The 23,149-nt window shown below is 46.1% G+C and carries 17 protein-coding genes and 1 rRNA gene; 17 read left to right on the top strand and 1 reads right to left on the bottom strand.

Features of this window, described 5'->3' with window-relative positions:
* Nucleotides 1-10: 10 nt before the first annotated feature.
* The 14 genes from rsmH (at nt 11) to lpxC (ending at nt 16,679) form a co-directional block, all read left to right on the top strand.
* A complete protein-coding gene (rsmH, locus tag sps_RS16175) occupies nt 11-952 on the top strand; it encodes a 16S rRNA (cytosine(1402)-N(4))-methyltransferase RsmH (RefSeq protein WP_077753465.1) in 942 nt (313 codons plus the stop codon).
* A 70-nt stretch (nt 953-1,022) separates the two neighbouring features.
* The gene (gene ftsL / locus sps_RS16170; RefSeq protein ID WP_077753464.1) at nt 1,023-1,337 is read left to right on the top strand and encodes a cell division protein FtsL; all 315 of its coding nucleotides are present in this window, start codon (nt 1,023-1,025) and stop codon (nt 1,335-1,337) included.
* Between the two features lie 77 nt (nt 1,338-1,414).
* Nucleotides 1,415-3,157 (top strand): peptidoglycan D,D-transpeptidase FtsI family protein, encoded by a 1,743-nt coding sequence (locus sps_RS16165; protein WP_077753463.1) that lies wholly within the window; start codon nt 1,415-1,417, stop codon nt 3,155-3,157.
* The gene (gene murE, locus sps_RS16160; protein WP_179948379.1) at nt 3,157-4,635 is read left to right on the top strand and encodes a UDP-N-acetylmuramoyl-L-alanyl-D-glutamate--2,6-diaminopimelate ligase; all 1,479 of its coding nucleotides are present in this window, start codon (nt 3,157-3,159) and stop codon (nt 4,633-4,635) included. The genes sps_RS16165 and murE overlap by 1 nt, the downstream gene beginning before the upstream one ends.
* The gene (locus sps_RS16155; protein ID WP_077753461.1) at nt 4,632-5,999 is read left to right on the top strand and encodes a UDP-N-acetylmuramoyl-tripeptide--D-alanyl-D-alanine ligase; all 1,368 of its coding nucleotides are present in this window, start codon (nt 4,632-4,634) and stop codon (nt 5,997-5,999) included. The genes murE and sps_RS16155 overlap by 4 nt, the downstream gene beginning before the upstream one ends.
* Nucleotides 5,999-7,081 (top strand): phospho-N-acetylmuramoyl-pentapeptide-transferase, encoded by a 1,083-nt coding sequence (mraY, locus tag sps_RS16150; RefSeq protein ID WP_077753460.1) that lies wholly within the window; start codon nt 5,999-6,001, stop codon nt 7,079-7,081. The genes sps_RS16155 and mraY overlap by 1 nt, the downstream gene beginning before the upstream one ends.
* A 6-nt stretch (nt 7,082-7,087) precedes the next feature.
* Entirely contained in the window at nt 7,088-8,437 is a 1,350-nt protein-coding gene (gene murD / locus sps_RS16145) for a UDP-N-acetylmuramoyl-L-alanine--D-glutamate ligase (RefSeq protein WP_077753459.1), read from the top strand.
* Complete coding sequence (gene ftsW / locus sps_RS16140; protein ID WP_077753458.1) at nt 8,430-9,647, top strand: cell division protein FtsW; 1,218 nt, start codon at nt 8,430-8,432, stop codon at nt 9,645-9,647. The genes murD and ftsW overlap by 8 nt, the downstream gene beginning before the upstream one ends.
* A complete protein-coding gene (gene murG, locus sps_RS16135) occupies nt 9,644-10,741 on the top strand; it encodes an undecaprenyldiphospho-muramoylpentapeptide beta-N-acetylglucosaminyltransferase (protein WP_077753457.1) in 1,098 nt (365 codons plus the stop codon). The genes ftsW and murG overlap by 4 nt, the downstream gene beginning before the upstream one ends.
* Before the next feature lies 1 nt (nt 10,742).
* On the top strand, nt 10,743-12,212 hold the full coding sequence (murC, locus tag sps_RS16130) for a UDP-N-acetylmuramate--L-alanine ligase (protein WP_077753456.1): 1,470 nt from the start codon (nt 10,743-10,745) through the stop codon (nt 12,210-12,212).
* Nucleotides 12,213-12,340: 128 nt separating this feature from the next.
* Entirely contained in the window at nt 12,341-13,108 is a 768-nt protein-coding gene (locus sps_RS16125) for a cell division protein FtsQ/DivIB (RefSeq protein ID WP_149027291.1), read from the top strand.
* Nucleotides 13,108-14,343, top strand: coding sequence for a cell division protein FtsA (ftsA, locus tag sps_RS16120; protein ID WP_077753455.1), 1,236 nt, complete (start codon nt 13,108-13,110; stop codon nt 14,341-14,343). The genes sps_RS16125 and ftsA overlap by 1 nt, the downstream gene beginning before the upstream one ends.
* 74 nt (nt 14,344-14,417) lie before the next feature.
* Nucleotides 14,418-15,590: a cell division protein FtsZ gene (ftsZ, locus tag sps_RS16115; protein WP_077753454.1), complete on the top strand. Its 1,173-nt coding sequence runs from the start codon at nt 14,418-14,420 to the stop codon at nt 15,588-15,590.
* A gap of 168 nt (nt 15,591-15,758) precedes the next feature.
* The gene (gene lpxC, locus sps_RS16110; RefSeq protein ID WP_077753453.1) at nt 15,759-16,679 is read left to right on the top strand and encodes a UDP-3-O-acyl-N-acetylglucosamine deacetylase; all 921 of its coding nucleotides are present in this window, start codon (nt 15,759-15,761) and stop codon (nt 16,677-16,679) included.
* 9 nt (nt 16,680-16,688) lie between these two features.
* Here lpxC and sps_RS16105 read toward each other — a convergent pair whose 3' ends face one another.
* A complete protein-coding gene (locus tag sps_RS16105) occupies nt 16,689-17,141 on the bottom strand; it encodes a DUF721 domain-containing protein (RefSeq protein WP_077753452.1) in 453 nt (150 codons plus the stop codon).
* Between the two features lie 27 nt (nt 17,142-17,168).
* On the opposite strand from sps_RS16105, the gene sps_RS16100 reads away from it, so the two are divergent.
* The 3 genes from sps_RS16100 (at nt 17,169) to sps_RS16090 (ending at nt 23,095) form a co-directional block, all read left to right on the top strand.
* Nucleotides 17,169-18,068 carry a M23 family metallopeptidase gene (locus sps_RS16100; protein ID WP_077753451.1) on the top strand — a complete coding sequence of 300 codons (900 nt, stop codon included), beginning with the start codon at nt 17,169-17,171 and terminating at the stop codon, nt 18,066-18,068.
* Nucleotides 18,069-18,128: 60 nt separating this feature from the next.
* The gene (gene secA / locus sps_RS16095) at nt 18,129-20,852 is read left to right on the top strand and encodes a preprotein translocase subunit SecA (protein ID WP_077753450.1); all 2,724 of its coding nucleotides are present in this window, start codon (nt 18,129-18,131) and stop codon (nt 20,850-20,852) included.
* A 698-nt stretch (nt 20,853-21,550) separates the two neighbouring features.
* A 16S ribosomal RNA gene (locus sps_RS16090) occupies nt 21,551-23,095 on the top strand.
* Nucleotides 23,096-23,149: the final 54 nt, after the last annotated feature.

Here is a 23,149-nt window from a genome sequence, read left to right as displayed (position 1 = left end):
GAAGATACTAATGAGCCAAGAATTTTCACATTTATCGGTACTGCTTTCTGAGACGGTTGCAGGCCTGAACATAAAACAAGATGGCATCTATATCGATGGCACCTTTGGCCGAGGCGGGCATTCTCGTGAAGTGTTGAAGCACTTAGGTGAGAATGGCCGTTTAATTGCCATAGACAGAGATCCACAAGCCATAGAGGCTGCTAAGCAGTTTGCCGACGATACAAGATTCAGCATAGTGCATGGTGGCTTTGGTCAGTTGGCTCATTATGTTGAAGATCTTGGCTTGAAAGGCAAGATCGATGGTGTGTTGCTCGATTTTGGTGTGTCATCACCTCAACTTGATGATGCCGAGCGTGGATTTAGTTTTTTAAGAGATGGTCCACTGGACATGCGTATGGATAACTCTCAGGGGGAAACAGCTGCTGACTGGATCGCTCGTGCCGAAATCGAAGATATGGCATGGGTATTTAAGACTTACGGTGAAGAGAAAAATTCTCGTCATATCGCGCGATGTATTGCGGCAGATCGTGATAAGACTCCTTTTTTGAGGACCAAGGAACTGGCGGATCTTATCGCTAGGATCTGTAAGAGTAAAGAGCGAAATAAACATCCAGCCACACGAGTATTTCAGGCAATACGCATTTACATAAATAGTGAATTAGAACAGATCGATCAGGCTTTAGAGGGGGCGCTGGCAGTATTGGCACCTCAGGGACGTTTATCGGTGATCAGTTTCCATTCTCTTGAAGACAGAATGGTGAAGCGTTTTATCCGTCGTCATAGCCAGGGGAAAAGTGTTCCCCATGGTTTGCCGATAACAGAGGCTGAACTCAATAAAACACGCTTATTGAGAGGGGTTGGTAAGGCGACTAAGCCTTCTGCCGAAGAGATTGAAATGAACAAGAGAGCCCGTAGCTCAGTTTTGCGAGTCGCAGAGAGGTTAGAGTATTAATAATGGGTGTGGAAGCAAATGCTAGCAGCTGACTCATTGGATATAAGTGTGCGTGGCAGGGAGGTCTGAAGTGGGGCAAGCTCAATTAAACCTGACCCGAATAGTCTTACTCGATCTTTGGCATCATAAGTGGATATTGTTGCTTGCGGCGGCTGTGGTTGGTAATGCGATCACCATTGTATATACAAGCCATGTGAGCCGTAAATATATCAGCCAATGGGATCAGATGTGGCAGGAAAGAGATAGGCTAGATATCGAATGGCGAAATCTATTACTCGAAGAGCAATCTCAGTCTGAACATAGTCGAATTACCCGGATTGCGAGTAAAAAGTTAGGCATGAGTCGGCCATTGCCTAAGGAAGAGGTCGTGGTAAGGATACCGTGATGATAATCGCGTTTATATATTGAAAGTTTAAAATTCATAGCTAAAAACAATCAAGGAGAGGTGATAACAAAAGCATCATGAGGAAGAATAAGCAGGCTAAAAGGAAGCAAAAACCACAGCTCATTCACTGGCGTTTATACGTAGTGGTGGGGTTCGTCTGCCTGTTATTCACCAGTTTGATTGGTCGAGCCGCATATATTCAGATCATCGAACCTGAAAAGTTGCGCCATGAAAGCGATATGCGCAGTTTAAGAACAACCAGCAGAGAGGTTCAGCGGGGACTCATTACCGATCGTAACGGTGAAATGTTGGCTGTAAGTGTACCTGTGAAAGCCGTGTATGCCGATCCTAAAGTTGTTTTTGATAAAAATGGTTTTGCCGATATGCGTCTTTGGGAGGCATTAGCCGATGTACTACATGAGCCAGAAGATAAAATTTTAAGTCGAGTTCAATCAAATCCCAAGCGACGTTTCACTTACTTAAAACGTCAAGTGACCCCAGCTGTTGCCGATTACATCAAGAAACTCAAATTGCCTGGGATATATCTTAAAGCCGAGTCACGTAGATATTACCCTACCAGCGAAATCTCAGCCCAAATAATTGGCATTACCAACATAGATGATGTTGGTATCGAGGGGATTGAAAACACCTATAACGACTGGTTGACGGGCACACCTTCGAAACAGAAAGTACGTAAATCCAGAGATGGGCATGTTGTTGAGCGCCTGGACATGGTGCAAGAAGGTGAGAGTCCGAACGACTTAGTGCTGAGTATAGATCAACGTATTCAACAATTAGCCTATCGTGAGATCAAGCGTGTCACTGAGATTAATCAGGCTACCTCCGCCTCAATAGTCGTTATCGATGTGAATACCGGTGAAGTATTGGCTATGGCGAATACCCCATCTTATAACCCTAATTCCAGAGACAACTTACAGAGTTATCGCATGCGTAATCGTGCGCTAACTGATGCATATGAGCCGGGCTCAACGATTAAGCCTTTCGTGGTGGCTGCTGCGTTAGAGGCGGGTACCATAGATAAGGATCAGATCTTTAAGACCTCACCGGGACGCATTCGGATTGGCGGTAAGATCGTGCGTGACGGTAGGAACTATGGCGACCTTTCCTTAGGTGAAGTATTGGTTCATTCCAGTAACGTTGGTATGACCAAGATTGCCCTATCAATGCCTGTGCAGGAACTATTAGGGTATTACCAGGCCATGGGCTTAGGTAATTATTCGGGTATAAATCTTGCGGGAGAGAGTACAGGTTTACTCCATGACCGTAGGCGTTGGTCTGAGTTTGAACGAGCGACTCTTTCTTTTGGTTATGCCCTCACAGTGACTCCGTTACAGATAGCAAGAATGTATGCCATGTTGGGCGGTAAAGGTGTCTTGTATCCGTCATCTATCTTGAAGCTCAAGAAGAAACCTGAAGGCGTTCAGGTCATCTCTCCTGAAGTTGCACAGCATGTCATGGAGATGCTGATAGGTGTGACTGAGGCTGGTGGCACAGCCAGAAAAGCTCATATCGAAGGATATCCAGTTGCGGGCAAGACAGGTACAGCACGAAAAGCCGTTGCCGGTGGCTATGGTGAAGACTATGTTGCTCTGTTCGCCGGAGTTGCTCCCGTGCATAATCCCAGGCTCGCGATTGCTGTGGTGGTGAATGAGCCAAAAGGGGACAAATATTATGGTGGCGATGTGGCTGGACCTGCATTTGCTAAGGTGATGTCTGGTGCATTACAAATGCTGAATGTGGAGCCTATTACATCGAAAGAAAAAGTGCGCCTAGAGAGCCATGTCAGGAGAACAGAATAATGCGTTTAAGTGATCTTTTAGCGCCTTGGCTGCATTACTCTGGGGCGGAATCGTTTAATAACATATCATTAGACAGCAGAGCTATTGCTGGCGGGGATCTGTTTATTGCGGTTCCGGGGCATCTCGTCGACGGCAGAAAGTTTGTTCATGCTGCATTTGAGAAAGGGGCGATAGCAGCCTTAGTCCATACTGACGAGCCTACTGAACATGGTCAGCTCAAAATTGAGCAAGCTGACTCACCTCAGGTGCTATTTTTTCAGTTAAACCAGAAGTTGTCGGCAATCGGGGCACAAGCATATCCATTAGGTGCCCATAGACTTAAGCTCGTCGGTATTACAGGGACTAATGGCAAGACATCCATCACTCAATTGATGGCTCAGCTAGTAGCATTTCTGGGCAAGCAAGCTTCCTTGATGGGCACCTTAGGCAACGGTTTATGGGGAGACTTAGTCGACAGTGGCAATACCACGGCCGATCCCATTACTATTTCGGCCCAGTTACAAGCTTTTAATCTGGCGGGTGCAGACTTGTGTGCCATGGAAGTATCCAGTCATGGGCTTATTCAAGGACGTATTGAAGCGGTGCCATTCGATGTCGCCGTTTTTACTAATTTGAGTCGAGATCATTTAGATTACCACGGCACTATGCTGGCTTATGGCGATGCAAAGAAAAAGTTATTCCAGTTTCCATCCTTGCAAAACAGCCTGATCAATCTCGATGATGAAGTTGGACGTCAGTGGCTCTTTGAGGCTCAATCGGCTAAGTACTTAGGCTTCAGTATCTGTTCGGCACATGCCGATACGGCAAGTATATTCACCCAAGATAACCATCAACACCATCAAGGTGTTACAGCTACGTTAGTCTGGCCCGACGGGCAGGCTAAGTTGGCATCACCCCTGCTAGGCTCTTTCAATCTCTCCAATTTAATCGCCGCCTTGGGTGCCTTGTATCTGATTGGTTATGATATGCAGGCCATGGTGGCCTCGGTGCCTCAACTTAAACCTGTTGAGGGAAGGATGGAACGGTTTACCACAACAAATGGTGTGACCATAGTGGTCGATTATGCACATACCCCGGATGCTATAGAACAAGCTCTAAAGGCGTTGCGAGGCCATTGTGAAGGTCAGTTATGGTGTTTATTTGGCTGTGGAGGCGATCGTGATAAGGGTAAAAGGCCACTGATGGCCCAAGCAGCCGAACACTACGCCGATAACGTAATGGTCACCAGCGATAATGCCAGGAGTGAATCTCCCGAAGTCATCATAGAGGAAATATTAGCGGGTTTGAAATCCCCTGAACGGGCGTTAACCCAAGTGAACCGGGAGAAAGCCATCAGACAAGTTGTCGCCTTAGCAAAACCAGGGGATCTTATCTTGTTGGCGGGGAAAGGACATGAAACCTATCAGGAAATAGCTGGTAAACGCTTGGATTATGATGAGAGAGCATTAGCGAAATCACTGGCGGGGGAGCAGATATGATCCCATTGAACTTGTCGGATATATGTCAACGCTTGAATGCTAGGCTAGTGGGCGCCGACGGTGAAATTCATCATGTTTCCAGTGACAGCCGGGCTATCCCAGAGCAAACTCTGTTTGTCGCCTTGAAAGGCGACAAATTCGATGGACATGATTTTGCTAGCACGGCAGTGGAAAATGGGGCGACGGCTCTGTTGGTCGAGCACGAATTGCCATTGAATATCGCGCAACTGATCGTTAAAGATACCCAGAAGGCGATGGGAGAACTTGGGGCTCACATAAAAGAGCTTATCCAGCCTAAATCCGTTGCGTTAACAGGGTCGAATGGCAAGACCAGCGTTAAGGAGATGGTGGCAACCATCTTATCTCAAAGGCACAAGGTGTTGTATACCGCAGGAAATTTCAATAATGAAATAGGCGTGCCTTTGACACTCTTACGCCTAGAGGCTGATGATGAATTTGGCGTGTTCGAGTTAGGCGCTAATCACAAGGGAGAGATAGACCACACCTCTTCTTTGGTCAAGCCTGATGTGGCCTTAGTCAACAATGTGGCTTCGGCGCACTTGGAGGGCTTTGGTTCCCTTGAAGGCGTTGCCAGTGCCAAGTCTGAAATATTCAATCATTTATCACAGGCTGGAACTGCAGTTATCAATGCAGACGATCAATTCGCGTCAGTCATGTTATCAGCATCAGCTGATTTTACTCGGCTGACATTTGGAGTTGAGGCTGAGGCAGATATTCAGGCATCGGATCTTGAAGCCGATCTTATGGGCTGTTATCGCTTCAAATTGAGTTACTTGCAAGAAGTGGTTTTGATAGCCTTGCCGCTATCAGGGCGTCACCAGGTGAGTAATGCCCTAGCCGCTACGGCCATCTGCTTATCATTTGGATTAACCCTAGATGAAATAAAATTAGGCTTGTCACTTCTGGAGCCTGTCAAAGGTAGAATGCTGCCCACTCAATTGGGGCGGGTTCGTGTGATCGATGATAGCTATAACGCAAACCCAGCTTCAGTTACCGCCGCAGTTGATTGGCTTCAAAAAATTGAAGGTCATCGCTGTTTAGTGCTGGGTGATTTGGGAGAATTGGGCGACAATGCGTGCCTTTTGCACACTGAGCTAGGCGAACTAGCAAAACAAAGAGGCCTAGAATCACTGTTTACCTTAGGTGAACTCAGTGCTAATGCGAGTCGTGCCTTCGGGGTCGATGGCTATATTCGCCTCGAGCTCTTGGTAGAAGGTTTAATAAAAAATATTAAGCAATTACAAGGTAATGTAACTGTTTTGGTCAAAGGATCACGTAGCGCCAGAATGGAGCGCGTGGTCGAAGCTTTAATACTTGCCTACGGGCGCGGGGAGTTTGTTTAATGCTGGTCTATCTGGCGGAGTATTTAACTCAGTTTTATTCTGGGTTTAACGTTTTTTCTTATGTCACTTTCAGAGCTATCTTAGGCCTGATGACCGCGTTGATTTTTAGTCTTTGGTGGGGACCGAAGATGATCGAGCGTCTACAAACGCTACAAATTGGGCAGGTTGTGCGCAATGATGGACCAGAATCACACTTTAGTAAGCGTGGCACGCCAACTATGGGCGGTATTCTGATCTTGGCTGGTATCTTTATCAGTGTCCTGCTTTGGGGCGATCTGGGCAGTCGGTATGTTTGGGTCGTGCTATTCGTACTGGCGACCTTTGGTCTTATAGGTTTCATCGATGACTATCGTAAAGTGGTTCGTAAAGACACCAAGGGGTTGATAGCTAGGTGGAAATATATTTTGCAGTCAATAGCAGCCATAGTCATCGCATTTTACCTCTATGCATCTGCGGATACTGTGGGTGAAACCCAACTCGTGGTGCCATTCTTCAAAGATATTATGCCGCAAATGGGGGCTTTCTTCATCGTTTTGGCCTATTTCACCATAGTGGGCTCGAGTAACGCGGTGAATTTAACTGACGGATTAGATGGTTTGGCCATCATGCCTACGGTCATGGTTGCGGCAGCATTTGCCCTGATTGCCTATCTGTCTGGTCACGTGCAGTTTGCTAACTATTTGCATATTCCTTATCTGCCTGGTGCTGGCGAATTAGTGATCGTTTGTACTGCGATTGTGGGTGCAGGGCTTGGGTTCCTCTGGTTTAACACTTACCCCGCACAGGTCTTCATGGGAGATGTTGGATCCCTTGCTCTTGGGGCTGCGTTGGGAGCAATAGCAGTCTTGGTACGTCAAGAAATATTATTGGTCATCATGGGCGGTGTGTTCGTGATGGAAACTGTTTCGGTTATTTTACAGGTCGGATCATACAAACTTCGAGGTCAGCGAATCTTCCGTATGGCACCTATTCATCATCATTATGAACTGAAAGGTTGGCCCGAGCCCAGAGTGATAGTTAGATTCTGGATTATTTCACTGTTCTTGGTTCTGCTTGGCCTTGCCACGCTGAAGTTAAGGTAATTGATTATGGAACAGCACAATTCGCACTTAGTTTTAGGATTGGGAGCCACAGGGCTCTCGGTTGTGCGCTATTTGTGCCAGCAGGGCATTAAACCTCTGGTGATGGACAGTCGTGAGCAACCTCCCGGAGCCGAGCAGCTCGCGCTCGAATTTCCTGAGGTGAACTTGATTACAGGCGGCTTCGATTGCCGTTATCTGGTGCAGGCCAGTCAAATAGTGGTTAGTCCAGGCATAGCCATAGACACACCTGAGCTTCGTGCTGCCATAGACATGGATATTGAGGTTATTGGTGATGTCGAGTTGTTTGCTAGAGCGATCAAAGATAGGAATCCTTGTGTCATAGGGATTACTGGCTCAAATGGCAAGTCAACGGTTACTACATTAGTGGGTGAGATGGCCAAAGCCGCAGGTCTTAATTATGCGATGGGTGGCAACATAGGTATTCCTGTTCTTGATCTACTACAGAGACCAATCGATCTTTATATACTCGAGCTCTCTAGTTTTCAATTAGAGACAACTCATAGTTTGAACTGTATTTCGGCGACTTGCTTAAATATCAGTGAAGACCATATGGATCGTTATAGCGATCTAGAGGCTTACCGACAAGCTAAGTTGTCCCTTTACGATCAGAGCAAGAGCGCCTTGTTTAATCGTGAAGACCCTTTGACTCAACCTAATGACCCAATGAACCAAAATAGCTTTGGTCTATCGTCACCCATAAATGATGAGTGGGGCGTTAAGGATGGAAAGATAGTCCATGGGACAACCGAGATTGTCTCATTGCAAGATGTTGCGATAGTCGGTAGTCATAATCATGCCAATTTAATAGCCGCCATGGCTCTGGCTTATCATGCCGGAATAGAAAAAGAGTCGATGATCGAGGTGGCGAAGCATTTTACCGGTTTGGCCCATCGATGTGAATTAGTGGCAAATATTGCAGCCGTTTCTTACGTCAACGACTCAAAGGCGACCAATGTCGGTGCTACGGTTGCGGCGTTGGAAGGCTTGAGTGAGCATTTAGGTGACATTATTCTGATTGCCGGCGGGGATGGCAAAGGGGCGGACTTTAGTCCATTGGAAGCTGTATTAGACAAAGTTGCTCATCTGATCACATTGGGTAAAGATGGCGATGAAATAGCGGCACTAAAAGAACACTCGAAAAGAGTCAATTCTATGGCAGATGCGGTCAAGCAAGCTGCCTGTTTGGCAACGGCTGGCGATATTGTTTTATTGTCACCGGCTTGTGCGAGTCTGGACATGTATAAGAGTTTTATGGCGAGAGGTGATGATTTCCGTCAACAGGTACAGGCATTAAGCACTGAAACTATAGCTCCCGAGGCTATTGTAGATGTCTAGCCAAGAGAGGCAACTTAACTTGTTCGGCTCGTCTGTCACATGGCGTTGGCCCAACTTGTTTAAAGACAATGAAGCTCCCGGCATGCAGTTGTATGACCGAGCCTTGTTGTTCTCTATTTTCTCATTGATAAGCTTTGGTTTTGTGATGGTGATGTCGGCCTCTATGCCAGAGGCACAGAGCCTGACTGGTAATCCATTTCACTTTGTTGTCAGACATATTGTGTATCTTATTGGCTGCGTCATCATTTCGGTCGTGGTTCTACAGATAGAGATGAGTACCTGGCAAAAGTATAGCCCTATGCTCCTGCTTGTCGTTGGCATCATGTTGGTCGCGGTTTTGCTAGTGGGGACAACAGTGAACGGGGCTAAGCGTTGGTTATCGTTCGGGCCAATTAGAATACAGGTAGCTGAACTGGCTAAGTTTGCATTTGCTATTTATATGTCCGGTTACCTGGTTAGGCGCCATGAAGAAATTAGAGAAAATGCCAAGGGTTTCTATAAGCCTATTGCTGTTTTTGCCGTATATGCATTTCTTATCTTGATGCAACCCGATTTAGGCACAGTTGTCGTCTTGTTTGTGGGTACTGTAGGCCTGCTATTTTTGGCTGGAGCTCGGCTATTTGATTTCTTTGCACTGATTTTGACTGGAGTATTGGCGTTTGTGGCCTTGGTATTACTGGAGCCATATCGAATGCGCCGAGTGACATCTTTTTTAGACCCTTGGCAAGATCCGTTTGGTAGCGGTTATCAGTTAACTCAGTCTTTGATGGCCTATGGTCGTGGGGATTGGTTCGGGCAAGGTTTAGGAAACAGTATTCAGAAGTTAGAGTACCTACCAGAAGCACATACGGATTTTATTTTTGCTGTAATTGGTGAAGAGCTAGGTTTTGTGGGCATTATTTTAGTCTTATCTGTGCTGCTCTTCGTCGCGTTAAGAGCGATCAGGTTAGGCAATTTATGTCTTGAGATAGATAAGGCCTTCGAAGGTTACCTCGCGTATTCCATCGGGATCTGGATCTGTTTTCAGACTGTTGTGAATGTGGGGGCAAGTATAGGTATGTTACCGACCAAGGGCTTGACCTTGCCATTTATCAGCTATGGGGGCAGTAGCCTCTGGGTTATGACGGCGGCTGCCATGATATTGATCCGCATCGATCATGAGCGACGGTTAAGTTGTATTCAGGCTGTACAAGGAAAAATTAATTCATGAAAAATGTCTCCGCAGATAAACGTATTTTAATCATGGCAGGCGGTACTGGTGGTCATGTTTTTCCTGCGTTAGCGGTTGCCAAGTATCTAAGTCAGAAAGGCTGGAAGGTGAGATGGCTAGGTACTGCAGAACGTATGGAGGCCCGTCTAGTACCTCAGCATGGCTTTGATATTGATTTTATCGATATTAAAGGTGTCAGAGGAAACGGACTACTGCGTAAGTTAGCCGCGCCATTTAAGGTGATGCGCTCGGTGATGCAAGCGAGAGAAGTTATAAAAGAGTTTAAGCCGGATGTGGTTTTAGGTATGGGCGGATTTGCCAGTGGGCCTGGTGGGATCGCAGCAAGACTAATGGGAATCCCTTTAGTTTTACATGAACAAAATGCAATCCCTGGGATGACAAACAAGTTGCTGTCTCGTATTGCAAGCAAGGTATTGTGTGCCTTCGAAGATACCTTCGATCAAGTATCGGCTCAGGTCGTGGGCAACCCGATACGTAAAGAATTAGTCGAGTTAGGCCTGTCTGCAGAAGAAGGCTGCGTCGAAGATGCGTTAAAAGTACTAGTCGTTGGCGGAAGTTTAGGGGCAAAAGTGTTTAATGATCTTATGCCTGGGGTGACAGATGCTGTGAGCAAGACTCATTCCATAACGGTGTGGCATCAAGTGGGTAAAGGCAATTTGTCATCGGTGAAAGGTGAGTACCAACATCAAGGTCAAGATGGAAGCGTCATTGTCGCCGAGTTTATCGACGACATGGAAGCGGCCTATCGTTGGGCTGATGTGGTGCTCTGCCGGGCTGGAGCTCTGACTGTATCTGAAGTAGCCGCCGTTGGCTTACCAAGCATTTTAGTGCCTTACCCACATGCAGTAGACGATCATCAGACAAAAAATGCCCAAGTATTGGTGAATGCCGGTGGTGCTTTTTTACTGCCTCAGGCAATTTTGGATGCCGATAAACTAATAGGTAAATTACAGATATTAGCCTCAGACAGGGCTGAACTCTGTCGTATGGGCGAAAGAGCTAAAGATGTCGCTGTCATTGATGCCACAGAAAAAGTGGCTGAGGTTTGCATCGATTTGGCGCAGAAGGATTGAGATGAGTAAGAGCAAAGAAAAATATTCACAGTTAAGAAGCATCATTCCTGAGATGAGACGAGTTAAGCATATCTATTTCGTCGGTATAGGTGGTGCGGGCATGGGTGGAATAGCCGAAGTTCTGGTCAATGAGGGTTATCGCTTATCCGGTTCTGATATTGCCGAGAATGCTGTTACTGAAAGGCTGAGAGCTTTAGGCGCTCAAATTTATATTGGTCATCAAGCCGAGCAAGTTCATGACGCAGATGTTGTGGTGGTATCGACAGCCATTGATAGTGAAAACCCTGAGCTAGTCGCGGCAAAAAAATTGAGAATACCCGTTGTTCAGCGTGCAGAGATGTTGGCTGAGTTAATGCGCTATCGTCACGGGGTTGCCGTTGCGGGTACCCACGGTAAGACAACGACAACTAGCTTGATAGCGAGTGTTTATGCTCAAGCCGACCGAGATCCCACTTTCGTGATCGGTGGCCTACTCAATAGTGCAGGAACCAATGCGAGGTTAGGCCGCAGTCGTTATTTGATCGCCGAGGCCGATGAGAGTGATGCGAGTTTCTTGCATCTTCAACCCATGGTTAGTGTGGTGACAAACATTGAAGCTGATCATATGGACACCTATGGCGGCGACTTTGAGAAACTAAAATCCACCTTCATGGATTTTTTGCATAACTTGCCATTTTATGGCGTTGCTGTGATGTGTATCGACGATCCGGTTATCCGTGAGCTGCTGCCCAATGTAGGCCGAAAGATTGTGACCTATGGCTTTAGTGAAGATGCGGATATTCAGGCATTGAATTTTGTTCAGCAGGGTTATAGTAGTCACTTCACACTCAGACGAGAGGGGGTTGAAGACATCGCTGTGATAGTGAACTTGCCCGGTGAGCATAATGTACTCAACGCTCTGGCAGCGATCGCGGTAGCCACCGAAGATGAGATAGAAGATGAGGCCATTGTAGGCGCCTTGGCTGAGTTTCAGGGAATAGGAAGACGTTTTCAGCAACTAGGTAGCTTCGCTACTGATAAAGGTGAGGTGATGTTCGTCGATGATTATGGTCACCATCCTAGCGAAGTCGCTGCGACAATAAAAGCGGCAAAATCGGGCTGGCCCGATAAGCGTCTTGTAATGATATATCAACCACATAGATATAGCCGCACCCGAGATCTTTATGATGATTTTGTAGAGGTGCTATCTCAAGTAGATTGTTTAATCTTGCTTGATGTTTATGCGGCTGGAGAAGCTCCTGTACCGGGAGCCGATAGTCGGGCATTATGTCGCTCCATTCGCCAACGTGGGCAGCTAGATCCTATTTTTGTTGCTGGAGCAGATTCTTTGCTAAGCGTATTGCCGGATGTACTGCAGGGTGATGATTTGTTGCTGACTCAGGGAGCTGGCAATATCGGTGCCCTATCAAAGTTAATTTCCCAAACGAACTTAGGTTTTGATACTGCCGCTTTAGATGCGGAGGGTATGTGATTTTACACTCTATGCCATTGAAGAAATTAGAGGTTTTGACCCTGAGCATAAGGTCTATATAATGACCGGTTTTCCTTGGTGTACTGATGAAAGGTATTTACAGCAGGAAGAGATGAGGTGGAATACTTGTGTCTTGGGCTGAAGTAGGTAGCCGTTGGAAGGCTAAGCTGTCGCAGATGGATTGGTACCTCTGTTTTGGGCTGATATTTCTTTTTCTTGTGCTCATAGGTTTATCTATGGCTGCCTGGAAGTTGAATTTAATACTTCATGATGCAGACGCCTTACCTATTGAAGCCGTTGCCATTAAGGGGGAGAGAACTCATACCTCAGATGCGGAGATACAGGCGGCCTTGCAGGACTTGATGCAGAGAAGTTTTTTTTCTGCAGACGTGAACCAAGTTCAGGAAGCATTAGAGGCATTGCCTTGGGTTTATCAGGCGTCAGTGAGGCGTGAATGGCCTGCGAAATTGAGAGTTTACTTAGTTGAACAGCATGTGGTCGCCCATTGGAATGGTGATGCCTGGCTTAACCAGCTTGGAGAAGTGTTTGATGCTCCTCAAAAAGAGGATATAGGTCCCTTGCCAAGATTAGCCGGTCCTGAAGGTCAGTCTAAGCTCGTGTTGACCACGTATCGACAAGTGAGTGAATTACTGAAGATTAATGGTTTTGACTTAGAGGGGTTAAGTTTGAGCCCAAGACATGCATGGCATGGTGTCCTAGCGAGTGGGATCACGCTTGAGCTAGGTAGAGAAGATAAAATGGCGAGGATACAAAGATTTATAAACGTGTATCCGACGTTGATTAAGCAAGATAAAGATGTTGCTAAGGTAGATTTGCGCTACGACACCGGATTAGCCGTGGGTTGGGTTAACGCACAGAAGAGAGCCAGTAAATAATGACCAAGAATCAAGATAGAAATCTGATCGTTGGATTGGACATAGGAACGTCAAAAGTTGCTGTGATTATAGGTGAAGTGCTGCCCGATGGTGAGATCAGTGTCGTCGGCTTAGGGACCCATCAATCCAGAGGCATGGATAAAGGCGGCGTGAATGATCTTGATTCAATTGTGCGCAGTGTCCAGCGAGCCTTAGATCAAGCTGAACTGATGGCCGATTGTCAGGTCTCCTCTGTCTACTTGGGCATCTCAGGAAAGCATATCGCATGTCAGAATGAAAATGGCATGGTGTCAATCAATGATGAAGAAGTCACCCAGGACGATGTCGATAATGTTATCCATACGGCACGTTCGGTGAAAATACCGACCGAACGTCGCATCTTGCATGTGTTACCACAAGAGTACGCCATCGATGTTCAGGATGGAATTAAGAGTCCTATAGGCATGTCAGGTATGCGTATGGAAGCTAAGGTTCATATCGTCACTTGTGCCAATGATATGGCGAAGAATATTACTAAGAGTGTCGAGCGTTGTGGTCTTAAGGTCGATGATCTCGTGTTCTCGGCGATTGCTTCGGCCGACTCGGTATTGACCAATGATGAAAAAGACCTAGGGGTCTGTTTGGTTGATATAGGCGGTGGTACAACCGATATCACAGTATATACCAATGGTGCATTAAGGCATTGTGCAGTTATACCTGTAGCGGGGAATCAGGTGACTAATGATATCGCCAAGATTTTCCGTACACCTCTGGCTCATGCTGAGCAGATAAAGGTTCAATACGCTAGCGCTAGAAGCGCAATGGTAAGTCGTGAAGACAGCATAGAGGTCCCATCTGTAGGGGGGCGTCCGTCTCGAACTATGTCGAGACATACCTTGGCAGAAGTGGTTGAGCCTAGATATCAAGAGTTGTTTGAGTTGGTGCTGAAAGAATTGAGGGATTCTGGTCTCGAAGATCAGGTTGCAGCGGGTATCGTTCTCACTGGTGGAACATCTTCCATCGAGGGGGCAGTGGATGTGGCTGAAGCCACATTTGGTATGCCAGTAAGAGTGGCGACGCCATTACCTGTGAAAGGCTTATTCGAATATGTTGATGAGCCCATATATTCAACAGGAATTGGCTTGTTACACTACGGAGCAAGAAGGGTGTTTGAGCGTCAGTTCGAGCGTCCAGAACGACAAGGGGTAACCAGTCTTTGGAATCGGGTTCAAAGTTGGTTTAAAGGTGAGTTTTAATATCAAATAAGTACATTAACTAAGTTTTTGATTTGGTATTTCATATATAACGCAGGCAAAACGGAGAAAAGACCATGTTTGAGATCATGGATAGTCATACAGATGAAGCGGTGATCAAGGTCATCGGTGTCGGTGGTGGTGGCGGAAACGCAGTAGAGCATATGGTTAAGCACAACATCGAAGGTGTTGAGTTTGTTGCTACTAATACGGATGCCCAAGCACTGAGAAAGTCGGCTGCAGGAACAACTATTCAATTAGGACGTGATGTCACTAAGGGTTTAGGCGCTGGAGCTAATCCTGAAATAGGCCGCTTGGCCGCAGAAGAAGATAGAGAAAATATTAGAAGTGCTCTTAAGGGCTCTGACATGATCTTTATTGCTGCGGGAATGGGTGGTGGAACGGGAACTGGAGCTGCACCTGTAGTTGCAGAAATAGCAAAAGAAGAAGGAATATTAACGGTTGCCGTAGTGACTAAGCCATTTCCTTTCGAAGGCAAAAAACGTATGGCTTATGCCGATCAAGGTATCGAAGAGCTGGCTAAGCATGTGGATTCACTGATCACTATCCCTAACGAAAAATTGCTTAAAGTTTTGGGTCGTGGCACATCTTTATTGGATGCGTTTGCTGCAGCAAACAATGTGCTTCTTGGTGCTGTTCAAGGTATTGCAGAGCTCATCACTCGTCCGGGTCTGATTAACGTCGATTTCGCCGATGTGAAGACTGTGATGTCTGAAATGGGTAACGCCATGATGGGTACAGGTGTTGCGAGTGGTGAAGACCGCGCCGAGGAAGCCGCCGAAGCTGCTGTCGCCAGTCCATTATTGGAAGACATCGATTTGGCTGGTGCCCGTGGTGTATTGGTTAATATTACAGCGGGTATGGATATGAGCATAGAAGAGTTTGAGACTGTGGGTAACCACGTCAAGGCTTATGCTTCAGATAATGCTACCGTAGTTGTAGGCGCGGTTATCGATCCTGAAATGAGTGACGAGTTACGTGTAACTGTTGTTGCTACAGGTATAGGTGCAGAGAAGAAGCCGGATATCCAATTGGTTACTAAGCCTACGCCTCGTCCAGAGCCTGTTGTGACACCGGAAGTGCGTATTGAGCCCCAAGGTGAAGATTTTGTTCAGCCTATGGTTAGCGGTAATGTGGTTCCAGTAGCACAGACTGCACCGGCTCCAGCACTAAAGAATGAAACTGATTACTTAGATATTCCAGCTTTCTTACGTAAGCAGGCCGATTAGGCTGTCGATGATATAGAGTGGTACTAATTAAATTTCACTCACGTTTGTGCAGGTGAATTTTGGTTAATTTGCAAAGATATGTTAGCATATCCGACCAGCCACGCCTGTTTCTAGTGATTCAGGGGGATAGGTTGAGTGCTTTTTTTGTTGATAGATACAGGTAAGACTATGATTTTTCAAAGAACTGTTAAAGAAATGGTAAAAACTACCGGAGTCGGATTGCATTCCGGCAATAAGGTGACTTTGAGCATCAAGCCTGCGCCAGTTAATTCGGGTATCGTACTTGTGCGAACAGACTTGGAGCCAGCAGTTTCGATCCCTGCCAAGGCTGAACTTGTCCGTGAAACCACTATGTGTACGGCACTGGTAAATGACGATGGCATCCGTATATCAACTATTGAGCACCTGTTTGCAGCGCTTGCGGGACTGGGTATAGATAATGCCGTCATTGAAGTCGATGCGCCTGAAATCCCGATTATGGATGGTAGTGCTAGTCCATTTGTTTTCTTATTACAATCCGTAGGAATTCAAGAGCAAGCCGCACCAAAGAAATATTTAAAAATCAAGAAAAACATACGCGTCGAAGACGGTGATAAATGGGTAGAGTTAAAGCCTTATAAAGGTTTCAAAATAGATTTTGCTATCGACTTTGATCACCCGGAAATAGCCCGTAGTCAGCAGCATATGGTAATGGACTTCTCATCTTCAGCCTTTATTCGTGATATCAGTAGGGCGAGAACCTTCGGGTTTATGCGTGATATTGAGTATTTACGTGCTAATAATTTAGCGTTAGGCGGCAGCATGGAAAATGCTGTAGTGCTTGACGAATATAAAGTCCTCAACCCCGATGGCCTGCGTTATGAGGACGAATTTGTTAAGCATAAAATTTTAGATGCATTTGGTGATTTGTATGTTGCAGGCTATGCCATCGTTGGTAAGTTTTGCGCATACAAGACCGGGCATGCGCTAAATAATCAACTGGTACGTGCTTTATTGGCTCAGCAGGATGCCTGGGAGTTAGTTAGCTTCGAGAAAGAAGATGAAGCGCCAGTGAGTTTTTCAGTTCCTAGTGGCGCAGTGTTTGCGTAATTAAGTGAACTAAGACTGCCTTGAACGGCTGGCTAAAGCAGCCAGCCGTTTTAGTTTTATCCCCAAAGATCCTTCCGTATGTTCAGCTAAAGCCTCTATGTGTTGTGCAGCGGTTTTACTGATTTTGTTGTTATTTGTTTTGGGTTTTGTTGCATACAAAAACAGACTCGGGTTGACTTTAACTTCGATAGCGGACAGCATAGGTAACGTTTCGGCTTGTAGCTGTTGTAACATTTTGGCTTTTTGGAAGTTTATTCTTGCAGCCCATGCAGCAGTTGTCGTTTCAATAACTAGAACACCCTGACGGAGATTGGCAACTTTGAGTTGCTGTGACACTGGACCAGTCAGCACTTGTTTTACGTAATGATTCAAGTGCAACAGAAGTTCTGCTTTTTCAGCTATATTGGGGAACTCCCCTTGCTGATGCAGTAATTGGCTTAAGTCCTGTGGGGGCTTTTTCATATGATAATAAAATGGCTTAATTAGGCTATGAGTGTAACAGTTTTTATTCAAGGTCGAAATGGCGCCACAAGATGGCAGCCAGGTAAACGTTGGCTATTATTGCCCGTTTTGCTGATCGCAGCCGGAACAGGCCTGTATCAGCACAGTGCCAAACAAATTCAGCAACAGCAGACTAATACCGATAATGAACGTGTTGCTCGTGAAGAGCAAAAAAACGAACTTATCGAGCTTAAAGGGGCTACTGAGTCGCAATTAGCCATGCTGGTAACACACGTTGCCCGTATGCAAGCTAAGGTCACTCGCCTTGAAGCTCTTGGTCTGCAAATCGCTAAGAATAATCAATTAGAAGATCAATTTGATTTCTCTTCCGAAGTCGGTGTTGGTGGCCTGAGTAATTTGGGTGCCAACATTGAACTCGATCAACTTATTCTGGATATGGATAAGTTAGTGTCACGAATAGATAATAATAATGCTCAACTTTCAATACTTGAAACTGTCTCATCTAATCTCCATATAGATGAAGAGCGTTATATATCTGGGCGTCCCATCCGTAAAGGTTGGTTATCGTCGCCCTACGGTTTACGTAATGACCCTTTTAGTGGGCGGAGAACGATACATAAAGGTATCGATTTCGCCGGCAAAGAGGGCACCAATGTGGTTGCAACTGCAGCAGGAGTGATCACTTGGGCAGGAAAAATGTTTGGTTATGGTGAGTTAGTGGAAATAGATCATGGTAATGGTCTGCGAACTCGCTATGGACATAATAAATCTCTGTCAGTAACTGTGGGTGATGTCGTCGCCAAAGGCGAAAGTATCGCACTTATGGGGAGTACTGGTCGTTCGACTGGACCTCATGTGCATTACGAAGTGTTGCGGGGTGGGCAACAGATAGATCCGCAGAAGTTTGTCTACCGCAAAGCAAGTTAACTTAATAATCGGCTTTCAGACTCGACAGGGACTAGGCCAACAACATAAAAAGTGGTTCAGATGTTTGGTAAAATACTGACAAAATTATTTGGTAGTCGTAACGATCGCACACTTAAATCTCTTAGCAAGGTTGTCACTGAGATAAATGCGCTCGAAGAAGATTATGAAAAGTTAACTGATGAAGAGTTAAAGGGGAAAACCTCGACTTTTCGTGAACGTTTAGATAAGGGTGAAACATTAGATAATGTTTTACCGGAAGCATTTGCCGCAGTTCGTGAGGCATCTAAGCGTGTATTCGAAATGCGTCATTTTGATGTACAGATGCTTGGTGGCATGGTTCTCGATAGTAACCGTATTGCTGAGATGCGTACTGGTGAAGGTAAAACCTTGACGGCGACACTGCCTGCGTATTTGAATGGATTAACTGGTAAAGGTGTTCATGTCATTACGGTCAACGATTACCTCGCCCGTCGTGATGCTGAAAACAACCGTCCACTTTTTGAATTTCTAGGCTTAACTGTTGGTATCAACGTTGCCGGTTTAGGACAGCAAGAGAAGAAAGACGCATATAACTCAGATATTACTTACGGAACCAACAATGAATTTGGCTTCGACTATTTGCGTGACAATATGGCGTTTTCACCTCAAGAACGTGTTCAACGTCCACTTCATTACGCTCTAATTGATGAGGTCGATTCGATTCTTATCGATGAAGCGAGAACGCCACTGATTATCTCTGGTGCAGCTGAAGATAGCTCGGCTCTATATACTAAAATAAATACTCTCATTCCACAGCTTGTCCGTCAGGATAAAGAAGATACGGAAGAGGTGATCGGCGATGGAGATTATTCTATCGACGAGAAAGCTAAACAAGTACACATGACCGAGAGAGGTCAGGAGAAAGTTGAAGTTCTGCTTATCGAGCGAGGTATGCTGTCAGAAGGCGAATCTCTCTATTCGGCGGCGAATATTTCATTAGTGCACCATGTTAATGCTGCGCTTCGTGCTCACACGCTCTTTGAAAGAGATGTCGACTATATCGTTCAGGATAATGAAGTCGTCATTGTCGATGAGCATACCGGGCGTACTATGCCGGGTCGTCGCTGGTCAGAAGGTCTTCACCAGGCCGTTGAAGCCAAAGAAGGCGTCAATATCCAGAATGAAAACCAGACGCTGGCTTCAATTACTTTCCAGAACTTCTTCCGTCAATATGAAAAGCTTGCGGGTATGACAGGTACCGCCGACACAGAAGCATTCGAGTTCCAACATATTTATGGTTTAGATACAGTCGTTATCCCGACAAACAGACCTATGGTTCGAAAAGATAATGCCGATCTGGTTTATCTGACTCCAGATGAAAAATACGCTGCAATAGTCGAAGATATTCAGGGATGTCGCGAACGTGGGCAACCCGTTCTTGTGGGTACTGTCTCTATCGAACAATCTGAGCTCTTGGCTCGCTTGATGCAGAAAGAGAAGATTTCCCATGAAGTCTTGAATGCCAAGTTTCATGAGCGTGAAGCCGATATTGTTGCTCAGGCGGGAAGGAAGGGAGCCGTTACCATCGCTACCAATATGGCGGGTCGTGGTACAGATATTGTACTAGGTGGTAACTGGGCGATGGAGATCGAGGCAATTGAGAATCCAACGTCAGAACAGAAAGCTAAGATTAAGGCAGATTGGCAAGTACGCCACGATGAAGTCGTTGATGCCGGTGGATTGCATATCTTAGGTACCGAGCGCCATGAGTCACGTCGTATAGATAATCAGCTGCGTGGACGTTCGGGTCGACAAGGTGATGCTGGTTCTTCGCGTTTTTATCTATCAATGGAAGATAGTTTAATGCGTATTTTTGCTTCTGAGCGTGTTTCTTCAATGATGAAGAAGCTTGGTATGGAGCAAGGCGAAGCGATTGAGCATCCTTGGGTATCAAGGGCTATTGAGAATGCTCAACGTAAAGTAGAAGCCAGAAACTTCGATATACGTAAGCAACTCCTGGAGTTTGATGACGTCGCCAATGACCAACGTCAGGTGGTTTATGCTCAGCGTAATGAGCTAATGGATGCCGATGATATTCAAGATACTATCGTTAATATCCAAGCCGATGTTGTCAATGGCCTAGTCGATCACTATGTTCCGCCTCAGTCAGTAGAAGAGTTGTGGGATATTGCTGGTCTCGAAAAGCGTTTAGAGCAAGAATATGCGCTAAAAATGCCAATACAAGACTGGCTAGATAAGGAAGATGATCTTCACGAAGAGACACTACGCGAGAGAATAGTAGATACTTGGGTGAAGGCGTATCAAGCAAAAGAAGAGATGGTCGGTGCATCGGTCCTGCGTCAGTTTGAAAAAGCTGTCATGCTGCAAACTCTAGATGGACTCTGGAAAGAGCATTTGGCAGCGATGGATCATCTACGTCAAGGTATCCACCTACGTGGTTATGCGCAGAAAAATCCTAAGCAGGAATATAAGCGTGAATCTTTCGAGCTGTTTCAAGAGATGCTAGAGTCATTGAAGCACGATGTGATCAGCGTTATGTCAAAGGTGCAAGTACAGGCACAATCTGATGTTGATGAGATGGAAGAACGTCGACGTCAAGAAGAAGCTAAAATACGCCGCGATTATCAGCATGCTGCCGCTGAAGCGTTAGTGGGAGCTGAAGAAGCACAAGATTTAGCTGCACACACTCCAACAGTACGTGAAGGTGCTAAGGTTGGTCGTAATGATCCTTGCCCATGTGGTTCTGGCCGTAAATACAAAGCGTGTCATGGAAAGCTCTCTTAATATGCACTAGAAGCTATCTATACTATTTTTAAAACCACTCACTTGAGTGGTTTTTTTATGTAAGGTGCTTATCAATTACCGTTTTGGCTTTAAATCGCAAGGCATTGATGGATTAATGACCTACAATAGGTGTTCTGTGGATAAATCTGGGGGTAAGCAGTGGTTTAGTTGTGACTATAAGAAAAGATTTAAAAAAGATCATTTTTATTCATAAAACCGCTTGCGATCATTCTCATACTCCCTATAATGCGCATCCACTGACACGGCAAACCAGTCCTACTAAACATTAAGTTAAGTAAGATGGGTTATATAAAATAGTCGAGTCAGGGTAGCAAGTGAGCTAAGGATTTAATCATTTTTAATGATTGAAATTCTTTTTAAAAAAGCCCTTGACGCCAACAACGGGAAGTGTAGAATACGCCTCCTCAAGCCAACGACCTAGCGTCACGGCGGCATCTGAAAGAATGATGCAACGCTCTTTAACAATTTATCAAGTAATCTGTGTGGACACTCACAGGTGTTGAGTTATTCGAAACTGCTTCTCACGAAGCAGTCAAAAATTTAACTCGATGAAGCTCTTTTTAAGAGTAACTGGAGTGGCCATAGCAATATGTAAACTTATGAATCGCAAGATTCATTAAACAGTATAATTCATTGAGCCGATGTCATTTTCGAAAGTAAGTGCATCAAAAGAACTTTAATTGAAGAGTTTGATCATGGCTCAGATTGAACGCTGGCGGCAGGCCTAACACATGCAAGTCGAGCGGAAACAGGAAGGTGCTTGCACCTTTGCTGTCGAGCGGCGGACGGGTGAGTAATGCCTAGGGAACTGCCCAGTCGAGGGGGATAACAGTTGGAAACGACTGCTAATACCGCATACGCCCTACGGGGGAAAGGAGGGGACCTTCGGGCCTTTCGCGATTGGATGTACCTAGGTGGGATTAGCTAGTTGGTAAGGTAATGGCTTACCAAGGCAACGATCCCTAGCTGGTCTGAGAGGATGATCAGCCACACTGGAACTGAGACACGGTCCAGACTCCTACGGGAGGCAGCAGTGGGGAATATTGCACAATGGGCGAAAGCCTGATGCAGCCATGCCGCGTGTGTGAAGAAGGCCTTCGGGTTGTAAAGCACTTTCAGCGAGGAGGAAAGGTTGTAGTTTAATAAACTATAGCTGTGACGTTACTCGCAGAAGAAGCACCGGCTAACTTCGTGCCAGCAGCCGCGGTAATACGAGGGGTGCAAGCGTTAATCGGAATTACTGGGCGTAAAGCGTACGCAGGCGGTTTGTTAAGCAAGATGTGAAAGCCCCGGGCTCAACCTGGGAATTGCATTTTGAACTGGCAAACTAGAGTCTTGTAGAGGGGGGTAGAATTTCAGGTGTAGCGGTGAAATGCGTAGAGATCTGAAGGAATACCGGTGGCGAAGGCGGCCCCCTGGACAAAGACTGACGCTCAGGTACGAAAGCGTGGGGAGCAAACAGGATTAGATACCCTGGTAGTCCACGCCGTAAACGATGTCTACTCGGAATTTGGTGTCTTGAACACTGGGTTCTCAAGCTAACGCATTAAGTAGACCGCCTGGGGAGTACGGCCGCAAGGTTAAAACTCAAATGAATTGACGGGGGCCCGCACAAGCGGTGGAGCATGTGGTTTAATTCGATGCAACGCGAAGAACCTTACCTACTCTTGACATCCACAGAACTTTCCAGAGATGGATTGGTGCCTTCGGGAACTGTGAGACAGGTGCTGCATGGCTGTCGTCAGCTCGTGTTGTGAAATGTTGGGTTAAGTCCCGCAACGAGCGCAACCCTTATCCTTATTTGCCAGCACGTAATGGTGGGAACTTTAGGGAGACTGCCGGTGATAAACCGGAGGAAGGTGGGGACGACGTCAAGTCATCATGGCCCTTACGAGTAGGGCTACACACGTGCTACAATGGTCGGTACAGAGGGTCGCAAAGCCGCGAGGTCAAGCTAATCCCACAAAGCCGGTCGTAGTCCGGATCGGAGTCTGCAACTCGACTCCGTGAAGTCGGAATCGCTAGTAATCGTAGATCAGAATGCTACGGTGAATACGTTCCCGGGCCTTGTACACACCGCCCGTCACACCATGGGAGTGGGCTGCACCAGAAGTAGATAGCTTAACCTTTCGGGGAGGGCGTTTACCACGGTGTGGTTCATGACTGGGGTGAAGTCGTAACAAGGTAGCCCTAGGGGAACCTGGGGCTGGATCACCTCCTTACCTATACGACTAACTCAACTCTGAGCATGTAAAGTGCGCTGAGTGTCTACACAG

Origin of the sequence: Shewanella psychrophila (assembly GCF_002005305.1) — a bacterium.
GTDB lineage: Bacteria > Pseudomonadota > Gammaproteobacteria > Enterobacterales > Shewanellaceae > Shewanella > Shewanella psychrophila.
Note: the sequence above shows the minus strand (reverse complement) of the source record. Positions and strands in the feature narration are given on the sequence as shown.